A 16,879-nucleotide genomic window follows, 5' to 3' on the forward strand; every position below is an offset into this window, starting at 1 on the left:
ATGGCTCCGCGTGACGCGAGAATCCTCGCGCTCCGCCGGAGCCATCCGCTCTTATCAGATCTTCTCAGCCTTTCATCCTTGCTGCCGTTGTCGTTCGGGTCCGGCGCGCCATGCACCGATCAGGGCGCGTTGAGCGCCGCGCGTACCTCGTCCACCTGTGGACGCAGCTCCGGATCGGGGTCCGCGCGAAGCATCAGGAAGCGCTCGTACGCGTCGCGCGCCGCGTCCATGTCGCCCTCCTGCGCCGCGTAGCGCCCCTCGTCGCGCAGCGCCGCCGCGAGGTAGCGCGGCCACGCGACCTGGTACCCGCGCCGCCGCACCGCACCGAGCGCGGAGCGACCGTCGCCCAGGCGCGCGTGCAGCCGCGCGACGAGGATGGGTGCATACGCCACCGCATCGTCGCTCACCGCGGCGGTCAACGCCAGCGCGTCGAGCCGCGCGACCGCGGCCGCCGCATCCGGCGCGCGGCGCTCGACGGCCAGCGCCGCCTCGAGCAGCGCCGCGCACGCAGCGCCTCCCGCCGCCGCCGGCGGCGCGGCGAGCGGCACCCGCAGCGGCTCCGCGCGCAGCTGCTCGACCGCGCGGCGCACGCCGGCCGTGTCGCCGCGCGCCAGCCGCCAATGCGCCACCACGCACACGTCCGCCAGCTGGATCGCGCGCGCCGTCGGCTCGGCCGCGGGCGCCGCGTCGGCGGCGCGCTGCAGCGTCAGCGCCGCGGCGTCGCCGGCGTCGCGCCGCCCGTCGCCGTACAACGCGTCCAGCACCCGCAGCCGCAGGTGCCCGCGCGTCCCGGGCCGCAGCTCGGCCAGCCGCTCGGTGGCGGCCAGCGCGTCGCGCGCGCGGCCCTCGTTCAGCGCCAGCGCATGCTCGGCCAGCAGCGCGTCCACCCGGTCCGCCGGCCGGCCGCCGCGCGCCGCCAGCTGCCGCACCGCGCGCCGCGCATCGTCCAGCGCCACCGCGTCCTGCTGCGACGCCATCGCGATCGCGCGCAGGTTGGTGGGCCCGAGCTGCGCCAGCGACGCCCGCATCGTCCGCAGCGCCGTCGAGTCGCCGGCGACGACGGCCGCCCGCCAGCGGAGGAAGGGCGCGAGCGGCAGGCGCGCGTCGACCGCCTGCGACGCGTCGATCTGCGCCAGCAGCTCGCGCGCGGGCACGTACGTCGGCTCCAGCGCGAGCGCGCGACGCAGCGCCGTGATCGCGCGCGTCCGGCCGTCGCCGATCCCCACGGTCGCCCCCTCGTGGTGGAGGCGCGCGGCCAGCTCGAACCAGGGCTCCGCCCGATCCGGCGTGAGGTCGATGAGCCGCTCCCAGGCCGCCACCTGCTCCTCGGCGCTCGACGGCGCCGGGTAGCGCGGGCCCGCCAGCGCCACCAGCAGCGCCCGCGCGCGCTCGTCCAGCGTCGAGCGCTCGCGCCACGCCAGCGCGATCGCCCGCGCGCGCGGCGCCGACAGGTGCAGGCGGTCGCTCGCCCGCGCCAGCTGCAGCGCCGCCAGCGCGAACGTCGAGTCGACCTGCAGCGCCTCCTCGAAGCGGCGCACCGCCACCGCGTGGCTGCCGCGCCGGAACGCCGCCTGCCCGTCGAGGAACGCCCGCAGCGCGCGCAACGACCCGGTCGTCTGGCTGGAGAGCGACGCGTCCTCGCCGGCACCGAGGACCAGGAGCCGCGCCGCGAGCCGATCCACCAGCGCCGTCACGCTGTCCGCCGGCCCCTCCACGCTCGCCTCGGCGCTCGCCTCCCCGGACGGGACGGCGACGACGGTCGCGCTCACCACGACCCGGCTCGGCGTCCCCACGACGCTGCCGACGACCACCCGCTCGGCTCCCAGCCGCTCCGCGAGGCGCACGACCGTGTCGCGCGGGACCTCGCCACTTCCGGTGAGACCGGCGGAGCGCCATGCGGCCAGGACGGTGCCAGCATCCACCGAGCGCGCACTGCTGTCGTCCGCCAGGCGCGCCGCGAGCAGCTCGGCCAGCCCGTCGCGGAGGTAGGCGAGCGACCCGCTGGCGCCGGTCACCCGGAAGGGGGCGACCACCACCTTCTGCTCCAGGCGCGGCGCCGCGGCGACCGGCGCGGCGGGCGGCTCGCGCCGCCACCAGACGACCCCCGCGACCAGGGCGACGACGACCGCGATCGCGGCGGCGACGCCCAGCCGCCAGCGCGGGCGCCCCGGCGCCGGGACCACGCGCACCGGTCCCGCGTCCGGGTCGGCGATGCGGACCGGCAGCGCGGCGGCAGCGACCTCGGGCTCCGGCGCGGGCTCGGGCTCCGGCTCGACCTCCGTCGGCGGCGCCAGCGTCGGCGTGAAGGCGGGCGGCGAGGCGAGCACCGCGGTCGCCGCGGCGGCCGTCGCTCCCGCGGCCGCGGGCTGCGCCTCGCGCTGCCAGTCGATCGGCTCGCGGAGCCGGGCGGCGAACGAGCTGACGACCGGGTCGGGGTCGAGGCCGAGCTGGTCGCGGAGCAGCGTCTCGTGCAGGCGTGCGTGCTGGAGGGCGCCGGCGCGGTCGCCCGTCTGGGCGAGCACCGTCATCAGCGAGACCGCGACCGAGGCGTCGAGCGGGCGGATCGCGGCCAGCCGCCGGCGCCAGTCGAGCGCCTCGCGCACGTCGCCCGCGTCCTCGGCCGCGCGCGCCAGCCGGTCGAGCGCGCCGGCGGCCCGGTCTTCCAGGCGCTGCCGCTGGGCGGTCGCCCACTGCTCGAACTCCACCGAGCCCGGCAGGAAGAAGCCGTCGAGGAAGGGCCCCTGGTAGAGCGCGGCCGCACGCTCCAGCTCGTCGTTCGCGAGCGCGGCCTCGAGCTCCCCGACGTCGCTCGTGAGCCGCTCGCGGTTGAGCCGGATGTCGCCCGAGGTCACGAACAGGTCGTCGGCGCCGAGCGCGCGTCGCGCGGCATAGAGCGCCTGGGTCAGCGAGTGGCGCGCGCGCTCCTCCTCCGCCTCGGGCCAGAGCAGGGTGACCAGCTTGTCCCGGCTCAGCCCGCTGTCGCCGGCCACGGCGAGCACCGCGAGCAACGCCTGGAGGCGGCGCTGACTCGCCGCGCCGCCCAGGGGTTCGCCCGCCGCGTCGGCGACATGAGTGCCGCCAAATGTCCGTAGCCTGAGCACTTACGCTCCGTTTGAGATCCGTCTGAGGTTCGCGTGAGGATGCCGTGAGGGCTCCGGTCTACACTCCCGCCCGTGCCGCGAGCAGCGCCCCGAACGTGGCGGGCGCGGCCCGACGGCAGGCCCGCCGAGGGCCGTCCTCGTCGAAGCATAGTGCGCCCGCAGACCCCGAGCCGTGGCGGTGCGCACGCCCCCACCCGTCCCACCGAGGTGATCGATGCCCCGATCCACGGAGCCGAGCGCGACAGTGACGCGCGCGGATCTCGAGACGCTCGCGCAGGTCGCGATGCTGCGCTTCCCGCTGCGCGCCTCCGAGTCGCGCCGGCTGGAGCGCATGCGCACCCTGCTCGCCGCTGGCACCGAGCTCGGGCGTGCGCTGGGTTCGTACACCCATTGCGGCCTCGTCAACTGTCAGGGCTCGCACGGCGTCGGCAGCCTGTGCGACGAGGGCGAGGCGTTCTACGCAGCCTTCGTGCGGTATACCGAGCTGATGCACGACATCGCGGAGGAGTACCGTCACTTCACGCACGAGGCGCCCAGCCCGTTGATCGTCGCGGGCCTCGACCGGGGCGCGGGCCAGCCGCAGCTGGAGGTCGCATGACCGCGCCGCGCCTGCTGGGCGCGCCGGAGGTCCGGCCCGACATTCGGCCGCTCGACGCGCGACGGGTCGCGCCGGCGAGCCGCGTGCTCATCGTCTCCAACCGCCTCCCGTCGACCGTCCGTGTGGATGAGGGACGCGTGCAGCTGACGCCGAGCGCGGGCGGGCTGGCGACCGGGCTGCGCGGCGTGCACGACGCGGCGGGGAGCACCTGGATCGGCTGGTCCGGCGCGCCGGCCGAGCTGCCGTCCGCCACCCGGCGCGAGATCGCGCTCCGCCTGGCCGAGGTGGACGCCCTCGGCGTGCCGATCCACGGGCCCGAGATCGCGGGCTTCTACCAGCGCTTCGCCAACGGGGTGCTGTGGCCCGTGCTGCACGATCGCGACGACCACCCCGACCCGGATCCGGACGACTGGGCGACGTACCGCGCCGTCAACGCGCGCTTCGCCGCCGTCGTGGCCGAGGAAGCGCGGCCGGGCGACCGCGTGTGGGTGCACGACTACCATCTGATGCTCGTGCCGCGGCTGCTGCGGGCGCGGCGTCCGGACCTGCGCACCGGCTTCTTCCTCCACACGCCGTTCCCCGACTCGATGGCGTCGCTGCCGCAGCGGCGCACGCTGCTCGACGGGATCCTGGGCGCGGACGTCGTGGGCTTCCACACGCCCGCCTACGCGGCGCGCTTCGGCGATGCGGTGCGCGCGACGCTGGGCCGCGACGTCGAGCTGGCCTCGGGCGCGGGCTTCGCGGACGACGACGGGCGCGCGGTGTCGGTGCACGCCTGTCCGATGAGCGTCGATGCCGCGGGCTTCGCGGCGCGGGCCACGGATCCACGCGTGATCCGGCGCGTGCAGGAGCTGCGCGCGGCCGGCGGGCCCCTGTTCGTCGGCGTCGACCGGCTGGACCACACCAAGGGGATCCCCGAGCGGCTGGCGGCGTTCGAGCGGCTGCTGGACGAGCGTCCCGAGCTGCGCGGCCGTGCGCGGCTGCTGCAGCTGGCGGTGCCGTCGCGCGAGGACGTGCCCGCGTACCGCGAGCTGCGCGCGCGGGTGGAGGCGCTGGTCGCGCGCGTGAACCGCCGCTTCGCGACGCTCGCATGGCAGCCCGTCACGTACGTCTACGGCAGCGTGGACGAGGTCGAGCTGTCGGCGATGTACTGCGCGGCCGACGTGATGCTGGTGACGCCGCTGCGCGACGGCATGAACCTCGTCGCGAAGGAGTTCGTGGCCAGCCGCATCGACGAGAAGGGCGTGCTGGTGCTGGGCGAGCACGCCGGCGCGGCGGCCGAGCTGCGCGCGGCGCTGCTGGTGGATCCGCGCGACGCGGGCGAGCTGAGTCGCGCGTACGCCCGCGCGCTCGACATGTCGCCGGCGGAGCGGCGCGTGCGCATGCGCCGGCTGCGCGCGCGCGTGGACGCGCACGACGTGCGGCGCTGGGCGGACGAGTGCCTGGCGCTGCTGGGCGCGGACCTGCAGGCATCGGAGCGCCGCGGCCCGGGGCGCTGACACGCCGGTCATCGACGCACGGGCACGTGCTGCGGCGCGCGGAGATCTCGATCCGCGCGCCGCAGTCGCGTGTGCACCCCTGCACGACCGCGCGCACCTCGCTATCGTTTCCGACCATGCCCACCGGCATCGCTTCGCATCTCCCCATGTCGCGCCGCGCGCACGCGCGCGCCCTGCCCACGTCGACCGCCGCGCGCGGATGACGGACGCCGGGCTGCCCGCCGCGGTGCTGGCGCTCATCGGCGGACCGGTGGCGTCGATGGCGCACGCCGAGGCGCTGCTCCTCCTCAGGCGCGTGGCGCCGGAGTCGCGCACGGCGGCCGCCATCGCGACCGAGGCGCAGCTGCCGACGCCGGACGCCGCGCGGCGCTGCCTCGCCGAGCTGACCGCCGCGGCGCTGATCGCCGGCGCGGGCGACGACGCGTACCGCTATGCGCCCGCGGACGACGCCGCGCGCCAGGCCGTCGACGCGCTGGCCGAGATGTACCAGACGAAGCCCGTGACGCTCATCCGCGCCATCTACAGTCGCCCCGCGACGCCGACGCGTGCGCCGTCGGCGGTGCAGTCGTTCGCGGACGCATTCCGTCTGCGCCGCGAGGACGGCTGAAGCATGGACGGTCTCATGGACATCGGACTGCTCGTCTACACGCTCTGCGCGATCACCAGCCTCGCCTGCGCGGTGCTGCTGCTGCGCGCGTACCGGCGCGCCCGCCAGCGCCTCCTGCTCTGGAGCGGGCTCTGTTTCTGCGGGCTGGCGCTGAACAACGTGCTGCTGGTGGTGGACACGCGCTTCGCGCCCGCGTCCGACCTGTCGATGGTGCGCACCCTGCCGGCGCTCGTCGGCGTGTCGCTGCTGCTCTACGGCTTCATCTGGGATGCCGATGCGTGACACGACCGGGCTGATGCTGGCCGTCGCGGGCGCGCTGGCCATGGGCTACGCGCTCGCCGCGCTCTTCTTCACGCGCTTCTGGCGGCGCACGCGCGTCGCGCTGTTCGGCTGGTTCGCGCTCGCGTTCGCGCTCCTGGCGGCGCAGCGCCTGGCGCTGATCCTGTTCGAGGTGCCGCCGGACGCCTTCCCGTGGAGCCACGTCGTGCGGCTCGCGGCGTTCCTGCTGATCCTCACGGGGATCGCGCTCCAGAACCGGGCGCCGCGCGGCTCGCGCTGAAGCGGGCGCCGACGCGGCGCGGGCGGGCGTGAGCGGTCAAGCACGGGCGGGAGGCGGCCGACACTGGGAAGGACAGTGACGCGTGGCCCCCGCCCCCTCCGGGCGGTGTCGCGGCGTGTCGTTCCCGCCCGTGCATGTCCACGCCCGCCCTCCTGCTGCGCGACGTCGCCCGCCTGGTCCTGCTCCTCCGCGCCGAGCGCGCCGAGGCGGACCTCCGGCGCGCCGCGCTGCGCACCGCCGTCCGCACGGCCCGCCACGTCTCGCTCGACCTCGCGGTCGACGGGCGGACGCTGCGCGTGAACGGCGTCGCGCACCTGGGCGCGACGGCGGAGGAGCAGGCGCTCGTGACGACGCTGCGCGAGGCGCGCATCGCGCGGCTCACCGTGCGCGCGGGCGCGGGCGTGCGCGACGTCGCCCACCTCGCGGGGCTGCTCGCCCACGCGGAGGGCGCGACCGGCACGGCGCTGGTGCGCGAGCTGGACGCGCGGCGGCTGTGGAGCGTGCGGCTGGTCGCCGCGCCCGACGGCGTGACGGCGGATCCCGAGCTGTCGCCGGCGCTGGCGGGCGCGCTCGTGCTGGTGCGCGGCGCCGTCGCGCATGGCGGGCCCGCGAGCGCGCCCGAGCTGGACGCGGCGGCCGCGCTGCTGGCGGAGGACGTCGCGCCGGAGATCCACGCGGCGGCGGGCGCGGTGCTGCGCCGCGAGGGCGACGCCGGCGCGCGCGCGCTCATCGCGCGGCTGGCCGCGGCCGAGTCGATCGCCGCGCGCCGCCGCTGCTTCGACGCGCTGCTCGACATCGGCGCGGGCGTCGCGGAGCTGGTGGACGCGCTGCAGCATCCGCAGTGGTACGTCGTCCGCAACGTCGCGGAGCTGCTCGGCGCGCTGGAGGCGCGCGAGGCGGAGGTGCCGCTGGCGCTGCTGCTGGCGCATCCGGACGTGCGCGTGCGCGAGGCCGCCGCGGTCGCGCTGGACCGGCTGGCGACGCCCGTCGCCCGCGACGCGCTGCGCGGCGTGCTGTCGGACGAGTCGACGACCGTGCGGCGCCTGTCGGTGCGCGCGATCGCGGCGCCGGGCGGTGCGCCGGGGCGTGCGGCGGCCGCGCGCCTGATCGCGGCGTTCGACCGCGAGGCCGATCCGGACGTGCGGCTCGAAGCCGTGGCGGCGCTCGGGCGCGTCGGCACCTTCGACGCGGTGCAGCGGCTGCTGCGGCTGGCCGGCGCGCGCGAGGCGCATCAGGGCGCGGCGGTGCGTGTGGCGGCGCTGCACGCGCTGGCGCAGGCGCGCGGCGCCGCCGCGGACGCGACGCTGCGCGCGTTGATCGACGACCGCGAGCCCGCGGTGCGCGAGACCGCGCGGCGCCTGCTCGCGACGCTCGCCGCATGACGATGGCCGCGACGCCCGCCGCGCGTCCGATGCGCATCCCCGGCTACGGGCTGCCGGCGCCCGCCGAGGCCGACCTGCTGCTGGCGCTGACGCGCCAGTTCGGGGCCGAGCGGGCGGCAACGGTGCTCGCCGAAGCGCTGCAGGCGGCCGGCCTGCGCGCCGACGATGCCCCCTTCCCGCCCGGCGCGCTCGCGCGGGTCGCCGACGTGCTCGCGCAGCAGGACGGCGTGACGCGCGTCATCGGCCGCTCGTTCGCGATCCGGCTCGCGACCTACCTCCTGCTGCGGCGCCGCTCGGCGCCGTCCGTCCCGTGACCTCCATTCCCGAGCCCGTGCCGCGCGCCGCGGCGTCGCTGACCGGCCCCGAGGCCGCCGCCGTGTACGACCGGGCGCGGCTGGCGGAGGTCGCGCGTCTCGGCCTCGACCAGCCGGCGGCCGACGCGGTGCTGTCGGCGGCGGTGCGCGCCGCGGCGGGCGCGCTGTCGCTGCCCATCGGCCTCGTGACGATCGTCCTCGACGAGGCGCAGTTCTTCCTCGCGCACACGGGCCTCGACGGCTGGATGGCCGAGACGCACGGCGGGCCGGTGGAGTGGAGCTTCTGCCGCTTCGCGGTCGCGTCGCTGGCGCCGTTCGTCGTGGAGGACGCGACCGTGCATCCGCTGGTGCGCGAGTCGCCGCCGGTGACGATCGACAACCTGCGCTGCTACGCGGGCGTCCCGCTGGTCACGTCGCGCGGCGTGGCGGTCGGCACGCTGTGCGTCGCGGGCGAGGAGCCGCGGCAGTTCGCGGACGCGGACATCGCGACGCTGCGCGCGCTGGCCGACGACGTCGTCGCACACCTCGAGCGGCGCGAGCCGCGCGCCTAGCCTACGCGGGCTCGCGCTCGAGCGGCACGACGGCGAGCGTGCAGCGCGAGATGCACACGAGGCGCTCGCGCGCGTCGCTGATCCGGATCTCCCACACCTGCGTGCTGCGTCCCACGTGCACCGGGGTGCCGACGGCGGTCACGACGCCGTCGCGCACCGGGCGCAGGTGGTTGGCGTTGATCTCGAGGCCGACCGCCATGAAGCGCGCGCGGTCGATGTTGAGCGACGCGGCGATGGACGCCACGCTCTCGGCCAGCGCGACCGAGGCGCCGCCGTGCAGGAGCCCGTACGGCTGGTGCACGCGCTGCTCGACCGACATCGTCGCGACCACGCGCGCGGGCTCCGCCTCGATCACGTCGATGCCGAGGTGGTCGACGAGGCCGCGCGAGGGGAAGCCCTGCAGCCAGGCGCGCACCTCGTCGGTCATGCGGGGTGTCGTCATCGCTCAGCCGACGAGCTGGGCGTGCCAGGACTCGCGCAGCGGACGCTCGAAGCGCGTGCGCCAGTCGCGCGCGGTGGTGACGGTGGTGTCGAACACGGGCCGGTCGGCGCCGCCGCCACTGCGCGCCGCGAAGGCCTCGCGGTCGGCCACCTGCACGTCGCCGGCGTCGTCGCGCCAGTAGACGCGCCCGCCGCCGAGCAGCGTGGTGCCGAGCACGGGCTCGAGCGCGTGCAGCGCGCGGAACATCCCGTCGATCGAGCAGCCGGACGCGCCCTCGACGGACTGGTCGACGCCGACGGCGAGAAAGCGATCGTCGCGCCAGTCGCGCGCGCAGCGCAGCGGCACGCCGTGCGCGGACCACACGGACAGGAACTGGTCGACGCGCGCCAGCAGCGATTCGGCTGCGGCGCCGCGCACGGGGTCGGCCGCGGCGAACACCCAGACGCGGGCGTCGTCGGGCAGCTGGGCGAAGGGGACGGCGGGCATGGGGAGAAGATAGCGGCGTGCGGCGTGCTGCGTGCTGCGTGGCATGCCTCCACGCGCCGGACCCCTGCTGCCGTTTGGAGGGATGCGGATGCTCCGGATCACGACGGATGCTGCGGATCGCTCCGCGCGGCGACGACGCTCCATGCGCGACACGGGGCGATCCGAGTGATCCGTTCGGATCCGGAGCATCCGCGTCCCCCCAGCAGGCGAACGGGTCCGGCGCACCGACGCGTCCCGAGGCCGTTCACGCGGCACGCAGCACGCCACACGCAGCGCTCAGCTTCCGTGGCCGCGGAACACGAAGTAGACCGCCCCCAGCAGGCACAGCCCCGCCCACAGGAAGTCGAGCCGCGGCGCCTGCTTCATGTACAGCACGCTGAACGGCACGAACACCAGCAGCGTGATGACCTCCTGCAGCATCTTCAGCTGCGGCAGCGTCAGCACCGTGAAGCCGATGCGGTTGGCGGGGACCTGCAGCAGGTACTCGAAGAGCGCGATCCCCCAGCTCACGATCGCCGCGATCCACCAGGGCCGCTCCGCCAGCGACCGCAGGTGGCCGTACCAGGCGTAGGTCATGAAGACGTTCGAGAGCGTCAGCAGCAGGACGGTGCGGAGCGTCGCGGGCATGGCAGGAGGCGCGGATGGCAGCGGGAACGGACCGGGAATATGATGCGCGCATGTCGGACTCCGTCACCTGGCGCCTGGCGCCGTACCACGACCTGACGCGCGACGAGCTGTACGCGCTGCTGCAGCTCCGCCAGCGCGTGTTCGTCGTCGAGCAGAGCTGCCCCTTCCTGGACATCGACGGCGCGGACGACCGCGCGTGGCACCTGCTGGGCTGGACGCGCGACGCCGAGGGCGCGCCGCTGCTGGGCGCCTACGCGCGGCTGTTCGCGCCCGGCGCGATGTACGACGAGGCGTCGATCGGCCGCGTGGTGACGCACCCCGCCGCGCGACGCGGCGGGCTGGGACGTGCGCTGATGCGGGAGGCGCTGGCGCGGCTGGCGACGTTGTCGCCGGGATCGCCGGTGCGCATCGGCGCCCAGCGCTACCTGGAGCGCTTCTACGAGAGCCTCGGCTTCCACGTCGCGGGGCCGGAGTACCTGGAGGACGGGATCCCGCACGTGGAGATGCTGCGCACCGCCTGAGGGGCGGACTGGGGGCTGCGGATCTCGGACGCCGCCGCGCGCAGCGGTCGTTACCCGCCCGCGACCGTTCCGCCACGGCACGCGGACACGTGGATGCCATCGTCCGGCCGACCCTCACGCCGGACCGACGCATGCCGCTCCCGACACTCCCGACGCTCCCGACGCTCCCGACGCTCTCGCCCGCCGCCCGCCCGTACGACCCGTCCACGTCCGACCCGACCGCCAGCGCGCTCGCGCGGGCGGTCGAGGCACGCGACCGGCGCGGCATGGACGTCGACGGAGCGCTGTCGCTGTTCGTGCGCCGCGCCCGCGTCCACGAGGAGCCCGTGGAGCGCATGCTCGCGCGGCTGAAGCGGCTGCTGCTGGCCCACGTCCGGCCGCTGCGCGCCGACGACGATCCGCAGGAGGTCGTCGCGCTCGTGATGCGGCGCGCGATCACGGCCTACTACACCGCCGACCAGCGCGCCGACTGAGCCGCCGCGGGCGGCGGACCGCCCGGCGCCGCGGCGGATTCGGGGCCGAGCCTTGGCGGCGGGAGTGTGCGGTGTTCTCGTACGCGCATGCCGCACCAGACCGCGCTCCTGGCCACGATCGCTGCGGCGTTCGCGCTCGCTTTCCTGATGGGGGCCCTGGCCGCGCGCCTGCGCCTGCCGCCCCTCATCGGGTACGTGCTGGCCGGTGCCGCGCTCGGGCCGTTCGCGCCCGGCTGGGTGACCGATGCCGCGATCGCGGGCCAGCTCGCGGAGATCGGCGTCATCCTCCTGATGTTCGGCGTGGGGCTGCACTTCTCGCCCCGCGACCTGCTGGCGGTGCGCCGCGTGGCCGTGCCGGGCGCGCTGCTGCAGATGGGCGCCGCCACGGCGCTGGGGACGGCCCTCGCCCGCGCCTGGGATTGGCCCTGGGAGGGGGCGCTGGTCCTCGGCCTGTCGCTGTCGGTGGCGAGCACCGTCGTGGTGCTCCGCACGCTGGAGGCGCGGGGACGCCTCGACACGGCGGACGGGCGCACCGCCGTCGGCTGGCTGGTCGTGCAGGACCTGGCGATGGTGCTCGTGCTCGTGCTGCTGCCGGCGCTCGCGCCGGCGGGCGCGGCGCGCGCCGACGGCGCGCTCTGGTCGGGCCTCGCGCTCACGCTCGCGAAGGTCGGCGCGTTCCTGGCGCTGATGCTCGTGGTCGGTCGGCGCGCGGTGCCCTGGCTCCTCGTCCGCGTGGCGCGCCTCGGCTCGCGCGAGCTGTTCACGCTCGCCGTGCTGACCATCGCGCTCGGCGTCGCCGTGGGGGCGTCCGCGCTGTTCGGCGTGTCGTTCGCGCTCGGCGCGTTCTTCGCGGGCGTCGTGATCAGCGAGTCGGACCTCAGCCACCAGGCCGGCGCCGACGCGCTGCCGCTGCAGGACGCGTTCGCGGTGCTCTTCTTCGTGTCGGTGGGGATGCTCTTCGACCCGCTGATCCTGGTGCGCGAGCCGCTGCGCGTGCTGGCCGCGGTGGGCGTGGTGCTCGCCGGCAACGCGCTCGCGGCGCTCGTGCTGCTCGTGCGGCTGGGGCATCCGGCGCGCGCGTCGCTCGTCGTCGCCGCCAGCCTCGGACAGATCGGCGAGTTCTCCTTCATCCTCGTGGGGCTCGGCGTCGCGCTCGGCGTGCTGCCGCCCGAGGGGCGGAGCCTCGTGCTCGCGGCCGCGCTGGTGAGCATCGCGGGCAACCCGCTGCTGCTGGCCGCCGCGGGCGCGGCCGAGCGGTGGCTGGCGCTGCGGCCGCACGTGCTCGATCGGGTGGAGCGCGTGCCCGCGGGCGTCGCCGTCGTGCCGGATGCGTCGCCGACGCCCGCGCTGCGCGACCACGCAGTGCTCGTGGGCCACGGCCGCGTGGGGCGCACGATCGGCGAGGCGCTGGCGCGCGAGGGGCTGCCCTACGTCGTGGTGGAGCGCGACCACCGCACCGTCGAGGCGCTGCGCGACCGCGGCGTGCCGGCGGTGTACGGCGACGCCTCGCGGGCCGGCGTGCTCGCGCACGCGCACCCGGAGCGCGCGCGCGTGGTGGTCGTGGCCGCGCCCGACCCGTACCATGCGCGGCACATCGTGGAGCTGGCGCGCCGCGCGCGACCGGGCATCGACGCCGTGGTGCGCACGCACAGCACCGAGGCGCAGGAGTACTTCGAGCGCATCGGCGTGGCGCACGCGCTGATGGGCGAGCACCAGCTCGCGATCGGCATGGCGCGCCACACGCTGGCGGCGCTCGGCTGCGATGCGCAGCGCGCCGAGCGCACGGTGCGCGCGCTGGAGCGGCGCGAGGCGCGGGAGGCCGAGGCGTGAGCACCACCGAGCCCGTCGCGACCGCGGTCCTGCTGGCGCTGTTCGGCGCGCTGCTGGCGGTGAGCGCGCTCTTCAGCCGCGCGTCGCAGCGCTTCGCGATCCCCGTCGCGCTCGTCTTCCTCGGCATCGGCATGCTGGCCGGCTCCGAGGGGCTCGGCGGCATCGCGTTCGAGAACTACGGCTTCGCGTTCCGCATCGGCACGGTCGCGCTGGTGCTGATCCTCTTCGACGGCGGCCTGAACACGCCGATGCACGCGGTGCGCGACGCGGTGCGGCCGGCCGGCGTGCTGGCGACCGCCGGCGTGGCCGGGACGGCGGGCCTCGTCGCGACGGCCGCGCACGCGCTCTCGTTCGACTGGCCGGAGGCGCTGCTCATGGGCGCCGTCGTCTCGTCCACGGACGCGGCGGCCGTGTTCTCCGTGTTGCGCTCCAGCGGCATCAACCTCAAGCGCCGCGTCGGCACGACGCTGGAGGTCGAGTCGGGCCTCAACGACCCGATGGCGGTCATCCTGACGATGGCGATGACGGCGCACCTGCTGCGGCCCGCGAGCGCGCTCGACTGGCACCTCGCGGTGGACGTGCTGCGCGAGATCGTCGTCGGCGGCACGCTGGGCATGGCGATCGGACGCGGCGGACGCGCGGTGCTGACGCGCGTGCGCCTGCCGGCCGGCGGGCTGTATCCCGCGCTCACGCTCGGCATCGCGTTCCTCGCGTTCGCCGTGCCGACGCTGGTGCACGGCAGCGGCTTCCTCGCCGTGTACGTCGCCGCGGTGATCATCGGGAACGGGCCCCTGCCCTTCCGTCCCGGGCTGCTGCGCGTGCACGACGCGCTCGCGTGGCTGAGCCAGATCGTGATGTTCCTCGTGCTCGGCCTCCTCGTCTTTCCCACGCGGCTGGCGGAGGTGGCGGGGACGGGGCTCGTGCTCGCGCTGTTCCTGGCGGTGGTCGCGCGGCCGGTCGTCGTCGCGGCGTGCCTCGCGCCCTTCCGCGCCTACACGCGGCGCGACGTCGCGTACGTGGGCTGGGTCGGGCTGCGCGGCGCGGTGCCGATCATCCTCGCGACGTTCCCGGTGCTGGCGGGCGCGCCCGGCGCGGCACGCGTGTTCGACGTGGTGTTCTTCATCGTCGTCGTGAACGCGCTGATCCCCGGCGCGACGGTGCCGTGGGTGACGCGAAAGCTCGGCCTCGAGTCGGGCGAGCCGCCCGCGCCGCGCGCGGTGCTCGAGATCGAGAGCATGCAGCCGCTGGAGGGCGAGCTGCTGTCGTTCCACGTCGGCGACGAGCTGGCGGTGGCGGGCGTCGCGCTGCGCGACCTCTGGTTCCCCGAGGGCGCGTCGGTCGTGCTGATCGTGCGCGGACGCGAGCTGCTGGCGCCGAAGGGCGACACGGTGCTGACGCCGGGCGACCACGCGTACGTGTTCACGCGGCCGGAGGACCTGCCGATCGTGCAGCTGATGTTCGGGCGGCCGGAGGGAGACTGACGGCGTGCACGGCCGCTCGGGATGCGCCGGTGCGCCGGTCCTCTTGCCTGTTGGAGAGGACGCGGATGCTCCGGATCGGAACGGATCATTCGGATCGCTCCGTGTGGCGCATGGAGCGTCGCCGCCACGCGGGACGATCCGTTCGATCCGCTGCATCCGGAGCATCCGCATCCCTCCAACGGCCAGAGGGGTCCAGCGCGCGAGGCCCGAACGACGAATACAAGACAGGATGACAGGATGACGAAGAGGCTCCGCGGTGCGCGTGGTCCTGTGCGCTCTGCGGAGCCTCCTGGTCATCCTATCATCCTGTCGAATGCCGTTTCCCGTTCGAGTCCTGCGCGCTGCCTACCGCACGGGCAGTCGACTCGACGATGCTCCATTCTCGACCGCGCCGTCGAGCAGCCCGCCGCGCGTCACCAGCTGCGCGGCCAGCACGGTCTGGATGACGCCCGCGATGTTGCCGGTCGTCGCCTCCGGTGCGCCGCGGCCGTCGCTCGCGATGGTCACCAGCTTCGCCTCGGCGAGCGCCGACGCGATCGCGGGCGCGAGCTGCGGCAGCATCTCGACCTGGCGATAGCGGAAGTAGCTCTCGCCACCCGCCTGGATCGCGGCGTTCACCTTCTCGATGCTCTCCGCCGTCGCGGCGGCGACCGTCCGGATGCGGATCGCCTCCGCCTCGGCGGCCGCCTGCGCCTCGATGCGCACGCGCTCCGCGTCGGCGCGTGCCTGGGCGATCTGCGTCGCGTCCAGCTCCGACGTCCGCTGCACGGCGAGCGCGTCCTGCTTCTTCGCCTCCGCCTGCGCGATCAGCGCCGCGTTCGACGCGCGCGTCTGCTCCAGCTCGCGCTGCCGGTCCGAGATCACGCGCTCGGCCTCCAGCTGCGCCTCGCGCGCGCGGCGGGTCTGCAGCGCGGCAACGATCTCCGCGTTGGCCTGCGCCTCCGCCGCCGACTGGCGGCGCCGCGCCTCGGCCACCTCGGACTGCACCACCTTGATGTTGAGCGAGTTGAAGATCAGCCCCAGGTCCGTGAGCTCGCGCGAGCACGCCTTGCGGATGATCACCGCCAGTGGATCGTCGTCGTCCTCGGCGGCCTGCATCGCCTGCATCGTGGCGGCTGGCGCGAGGAGCGGCGTGAGCGACGTGCCCGGCGTGGCCGCGGGCAGCGCCGACGTTGCCGGCAGCGCGCGCGGCGCGGGCGCCGTCTTCGCGGAGAAGAGCTGGTCGTGCGTCAGCAGGTTGATCGCGCGGCGCCCGGAGCTCGAGAGCAGATCGGTGAGCGTGCTCACCTGGTCGGGCTCCGGCTTCGCGAAGAAGCGGTTCGCGGCCGTCTTGATGAGCGCGTCCGTGTCGCCCACCGAGACGATCGCGCTCGCGAGCACGCGCACCTTGATCGGGCGCGGTGTCCCCGTCTCGTCGACGTCGGCCGTCTGGTCGGTGATGTCGAGATCGACGTTGATCACCTTGCTCGACAGCGTGGTGCCCGTCGTCAGCAGCGGGATCTCCTTCGACTTGCCGGGGCCGCGGTAGATGACGGTGCCGCCGTGCAGCCAGCTGACCATGCGGATCGTGCCCGCCTCGACGTTGCGCAGGAACGCCGCGACGATGGCGGGAATGAGCCCGAACACGACGCCCAGCACGATCGCGATCACGACGTAGGAGGTCAGTGCCATGGTGGTCCTCGGCCCATGCGGGCCGGTATGGGAAGCGGAGCCGCGCGCCTCTGCGTCAGCGGCCCAGGAACGAGACGGTGCAGCGATGGCGCTCGGGATCGACGTGCTCGACGCGCAGCCGGTCGCCGGCGCGCACGCGCAGGCCGAGCACGCGGTCCTCGTGGCGCAGGGTGCCGAGCACCTGCACGACCTGCCCGTCGACCTCGAGGGCGACGAGGCCCTGGCCGTTGGCGTCGAAGCCGCTGGCGGCGCGCGCCTCGTCGAGCAGCGCGCTCTCCAGCGTGCGCGCGGGCGCGGAGGCGAAGCGCAGCAGGAAGCGCCAGAGCGGCGCGACGACCAGCCGCTCGAACGCGACGCCGCCGAGCAGCGCGAGCGCGACCAGCGCGACGCCGCCCACGAACGGGCGCAGGAGCAGCCCCGTCGCGCCGAAGCCCACGAGCGCGCTGCAGAGGACGCGCGGCGACGCGAGCGACCAGAGGACGTCGCGCCCGCCGTGGTGATGGGGCGCGGCCGCGTGCTGCGCGGCGCCGTGGTGCGGCGCGGCATCGTGATGATGCGCCGCGCCGTGATCGTGGCCGTGATGGCCATCAGGGCCGTGGTGGACCTGGTGGCCCGACTGGCCGTGATGGCCGTGGCGTCCCAGGCCGCTGGCCGCCATGACCGTCAGGCCGGCGGCGCCGAGGGCGAGGGAGAAGGTGTAGGTGTCCATGGGGTGGCGCGGGCGCGCGGCCCGCGCC

Annotated in this window: 18 protein-coding genes; 12 read left to right on the plus strand and 6 right to left on the minus strand. The window is 75.7% G+C overall.

What is annotated here, in order from left to right; translation table 11 throughout:
- Nucleotides 1-119 precede the first annotated feature (119 nt).
- Nucleotides 120-2,999, minus strand: coding sequence for an AfsR/SARP family transcriptional regulator (locus rosag_RS08960; RefSeq protein ID WP_284349748.1), 2,880 nt, complete (start codon nucleotides 2,997-2,999; stop codon nucleotides 120-122).
- 316 nt (nucleotides 3,000-3,315) lie between these two features.
- On the opposite strand from rosag_RS08960, the gene rosag_RS08965 reads away from it, so the two are divergent.
- The 8 genes from rosag_RS08965 (at nucleotide 3,316) to rosag_RS09000 (ending at nucleotide 8,611) form a co-directional block, all read left to right on the plus strand.
- Nucleotides 3,316-3,699 (plus strand): hypothetical protein, encoded by a 384-nt coding sequence (locus rosag_RS08965; RefSeq protein ID WP_284349749.1) that lies wholly within the window; start codon nucleotides 3,316-3,318, stop codon nucleotides 3,697-3,699.
- On the plus strand, nucleotides 3,696-5,198 hold the full coding sequence (locus rosag_RS08970) for an alpha,alpha-trehalose-phosphate synthase (UDP-forming) (protein WP_284349750.1): 1,503 nt from the start codon (nucleotides 3,696-3,698) through the stop codon (nucleotides 5,196-5,198). Before rosag_RS08965 ends, rosag_RS08970 begins: the two co-directional genes overlap by 4 nt.
- A 199-nt stretch (nucleotides 5,199-5,397) precedes the next feature.
- Nucleotides 5,398-5,805: a hypothetical protein gene (locus rosag_RS08975; protein WP_284349751.1), complete on the plus strand. Its 408-nt coding sequence runs from the start codon at nucleotides 5,398-5,400 to the stop codon at nucleotides 5,803-5,805.
- 3 nt (nucleotides 5,806-5,808) lie between these two features.
- Nucleotides 5,809-6,087, plus strand: a complete 279-nt coding sequence (locus tag rosag_RS08980; RefSeq protein WP_284349752.1) for a DUF5985 family protein — start codon at nucleotides 5,809-5,811, stop codon at nucleotides 6,085-6,087.
- Nucleotides 6,080-6,364 (plus strand): DUF5985 family protein, encoded by a 285-nt coding sequence (locus rosag_RS08985; RefSeq protein WP_284349753.1) that lies wholly within the window; start codon nucleotides 6,080-6,082, stop codon nucleotides 6,362-6,364. Before rosag_RS08980 ends, rosag_RS08985 begins: the two co-directional genes overlap by 8 nt.
- Before the next feature lie 134 nt (nucleotides 6,365-6,498).
- A complete protein-coding gene (locus rosag_RS08990; protein ID WP_284349754.1) occupies nucleotides 6,499-7,746 on the plus strand; it encodes a HEAT repeat domain-containing protein in 1,248 nt (415 codons plus the stop codon).
- Between the two features lie 2 nt (nucleotides 7,747-7,748).
- Complete coding sequence (locus tag rosag_RS08995) at nucleotides 7,749-8,060, plus strand: hypothetical protein (RefSeq protein WP_284349755.1); 312 nt, start codon at nucleotides 7,749-7,751, stop codon at nucleotides 8,058-8,060.
- Nucleotides 8,057-8,611 (plus strand): GAF domain-containing protein, encoded by a 555-nt coding sequence (locus rosag_RS09000; RefSeq protein ID WP_284349757.1) that lies wholly within the window; start codon nucleotides 8,057-8,059, stop codon nucleotides 8,609-8,611. Before rosag_RS08995 ends, rosag_RS09000 begins: the two co-directional genes overlap by 4 nt.
- A gap of 1 nt (nucleotide 8,612) precedes the next feature.
- Here the strand turns inward: rosag_RS09000 and rosag_RS09005 are convergent, their stop codons facing one another.
- The 3 genes from rosag_RS09005 to rosag_RS09015 all read right to left on the minus strand — a co-directional run bounded on the left by rosag_RS09005 (nucleotide 8,613) and on the right by rosag_RS09015 (nucleotide 10,166).
- Nucleotides 8,613-9,053, minus strand: a complete 441-nt coding sequence (locus rosag_RS09005) for a hotdog fold thioesterase (RefSeq protein WP_284349758.1) — start codon at nucleotides 9,051-9,053, stop codon at nucleotides 8,613-8,615.
- Nucleotides 9,054-9,056: 3 nt separating this feature from the next.
- Nucleotides 9,057-9,539, minus strand: coding sequence for a hypothetical protein (locus rosag_RS09010; protein ID WP_284349759.1), 483 nt, complete (start codon nucleotides 9,537-9,539; stop codon nucleotides 9,057-9,059).
- 276 nt (nucleotides 9,540-9,815) lie between these two features.
- A complete protein-coding gene (locus rosag_RS09015; RefSeq protein WP_284349760.1) occupies nucleotides 9,816-10,166 on the minus strand; it encodes a DMT family protein in 351 nt (116 codons plus the stop codon).
- Nucleotides 10,167-10,216: 50 nt separating this feature from the next.
- Between rosag_RS09015 and rosag_RS09020 the strand changes: the two genes are divergently transcribed.
- The 4 genes from rosag_RS09020 (at nucleotide 10,217) to rosag_RS09035 (ending at nucleotide 14,471) form a co-directional block, all read left to right on the plus strand.
- Nucleotides 10,217-10,687 carry a GNAT family N-acetyltransferase gene (locus rosag_RS09020; protein WP_284349761.1) on the plus strand — a complete coding sequence of 157 codons (471 nt, stop codon included), beginning with the start codon at nucleotides 10,217-10,219 and terminating at the stop codon, nucleotides 10,685-10,687.
- Nucleotides 10,688-10,818: 131 nt separating this feature from the next.
- The gene (locus rosag_RS09025) at nucleotides 10,819-11,160 is read left to right on the plus strand and encodes a hypothetical protein (protein ID WP_284349762.1); all 342 of its coding nucleotides are present in this window, start codon (nucleotides 10,819-10,821) and stop codon (nucleotides 11,158-11,160) included.
- 87 nt (nucleotides 11,161-11,247) lie between these two features.
- Nucleotides 11,248-12,990 carry a cation:proton antiporter domain-containing protein gene (locus rosag_RS09030; RefSeq protein WP_284349763.1) on the plus strand — a complete coding sequence of 581 codons (1,743 nt, stop codon included), beginning with the start codon at nucleotides 11,248-11,250 and terminating at the stop codon, nucleotides 12,988-12,990.
- Nucleotides 12,987-14,471 (plus strand): potassium/proton antiporter, encoded by a 1,485-nt coding sequence (locus rosag_RS09035; RefSeq protein ID WP_284349764.1) that lies wholly within the window; start codon nucleotides 12,987-12,989, stop codon nucleotides 14,469-14,471. The genes rosag_RS09030 and rosag_RS09035 overlap by 4 nt, the downstream gene beginning before the upstream one ends.
- A gap of 345 nt (nucleotides 14,472-14,816) precedes the next feature.
- Here rosag_RS09035 and rosag_RS09040 read toward each other — a convergent pair whose 3' ends face one another.
- A complete protein-coding gene (locus rosag_RS09040; protein ID WP_284349765.1) occupies nucleotides 14,817-16,142 on the minus strand; it encodes a flotillin family protein in 1,326 nt (441 codons plus the stop codon).
- Between the two features lie 55 nt (nucleotides 16,143-16,197).
- Nucleotides 16,198-16,851 carry a hypothetical protein gene (locus tag rosag_RS09045; RefSeq protein ID WP_284349766.1) on the minus strand — a complete coding sequence of 218 codons (654 nt, stop codon included), beginning with the start codon at nucleotides 16,849-16,851 and terminating at the stop codon, nucleotides 16,198-16,200.
- Between the last annotated feature and the right edge of the window lie 28 nt (nucleotides 16,852-16,879).

The sequence above is a fragment of the Roseisolibacter agri genome, assembly GCF_030159095.1.
Classification (GTDB): domain Bacteria; phylum Gemmatimonadota; class Gemmatimonadetes; order Gemmatimonadales; family Gemmatimonadaceae; genus Roseisolibacter; species Roseisolibacter agri.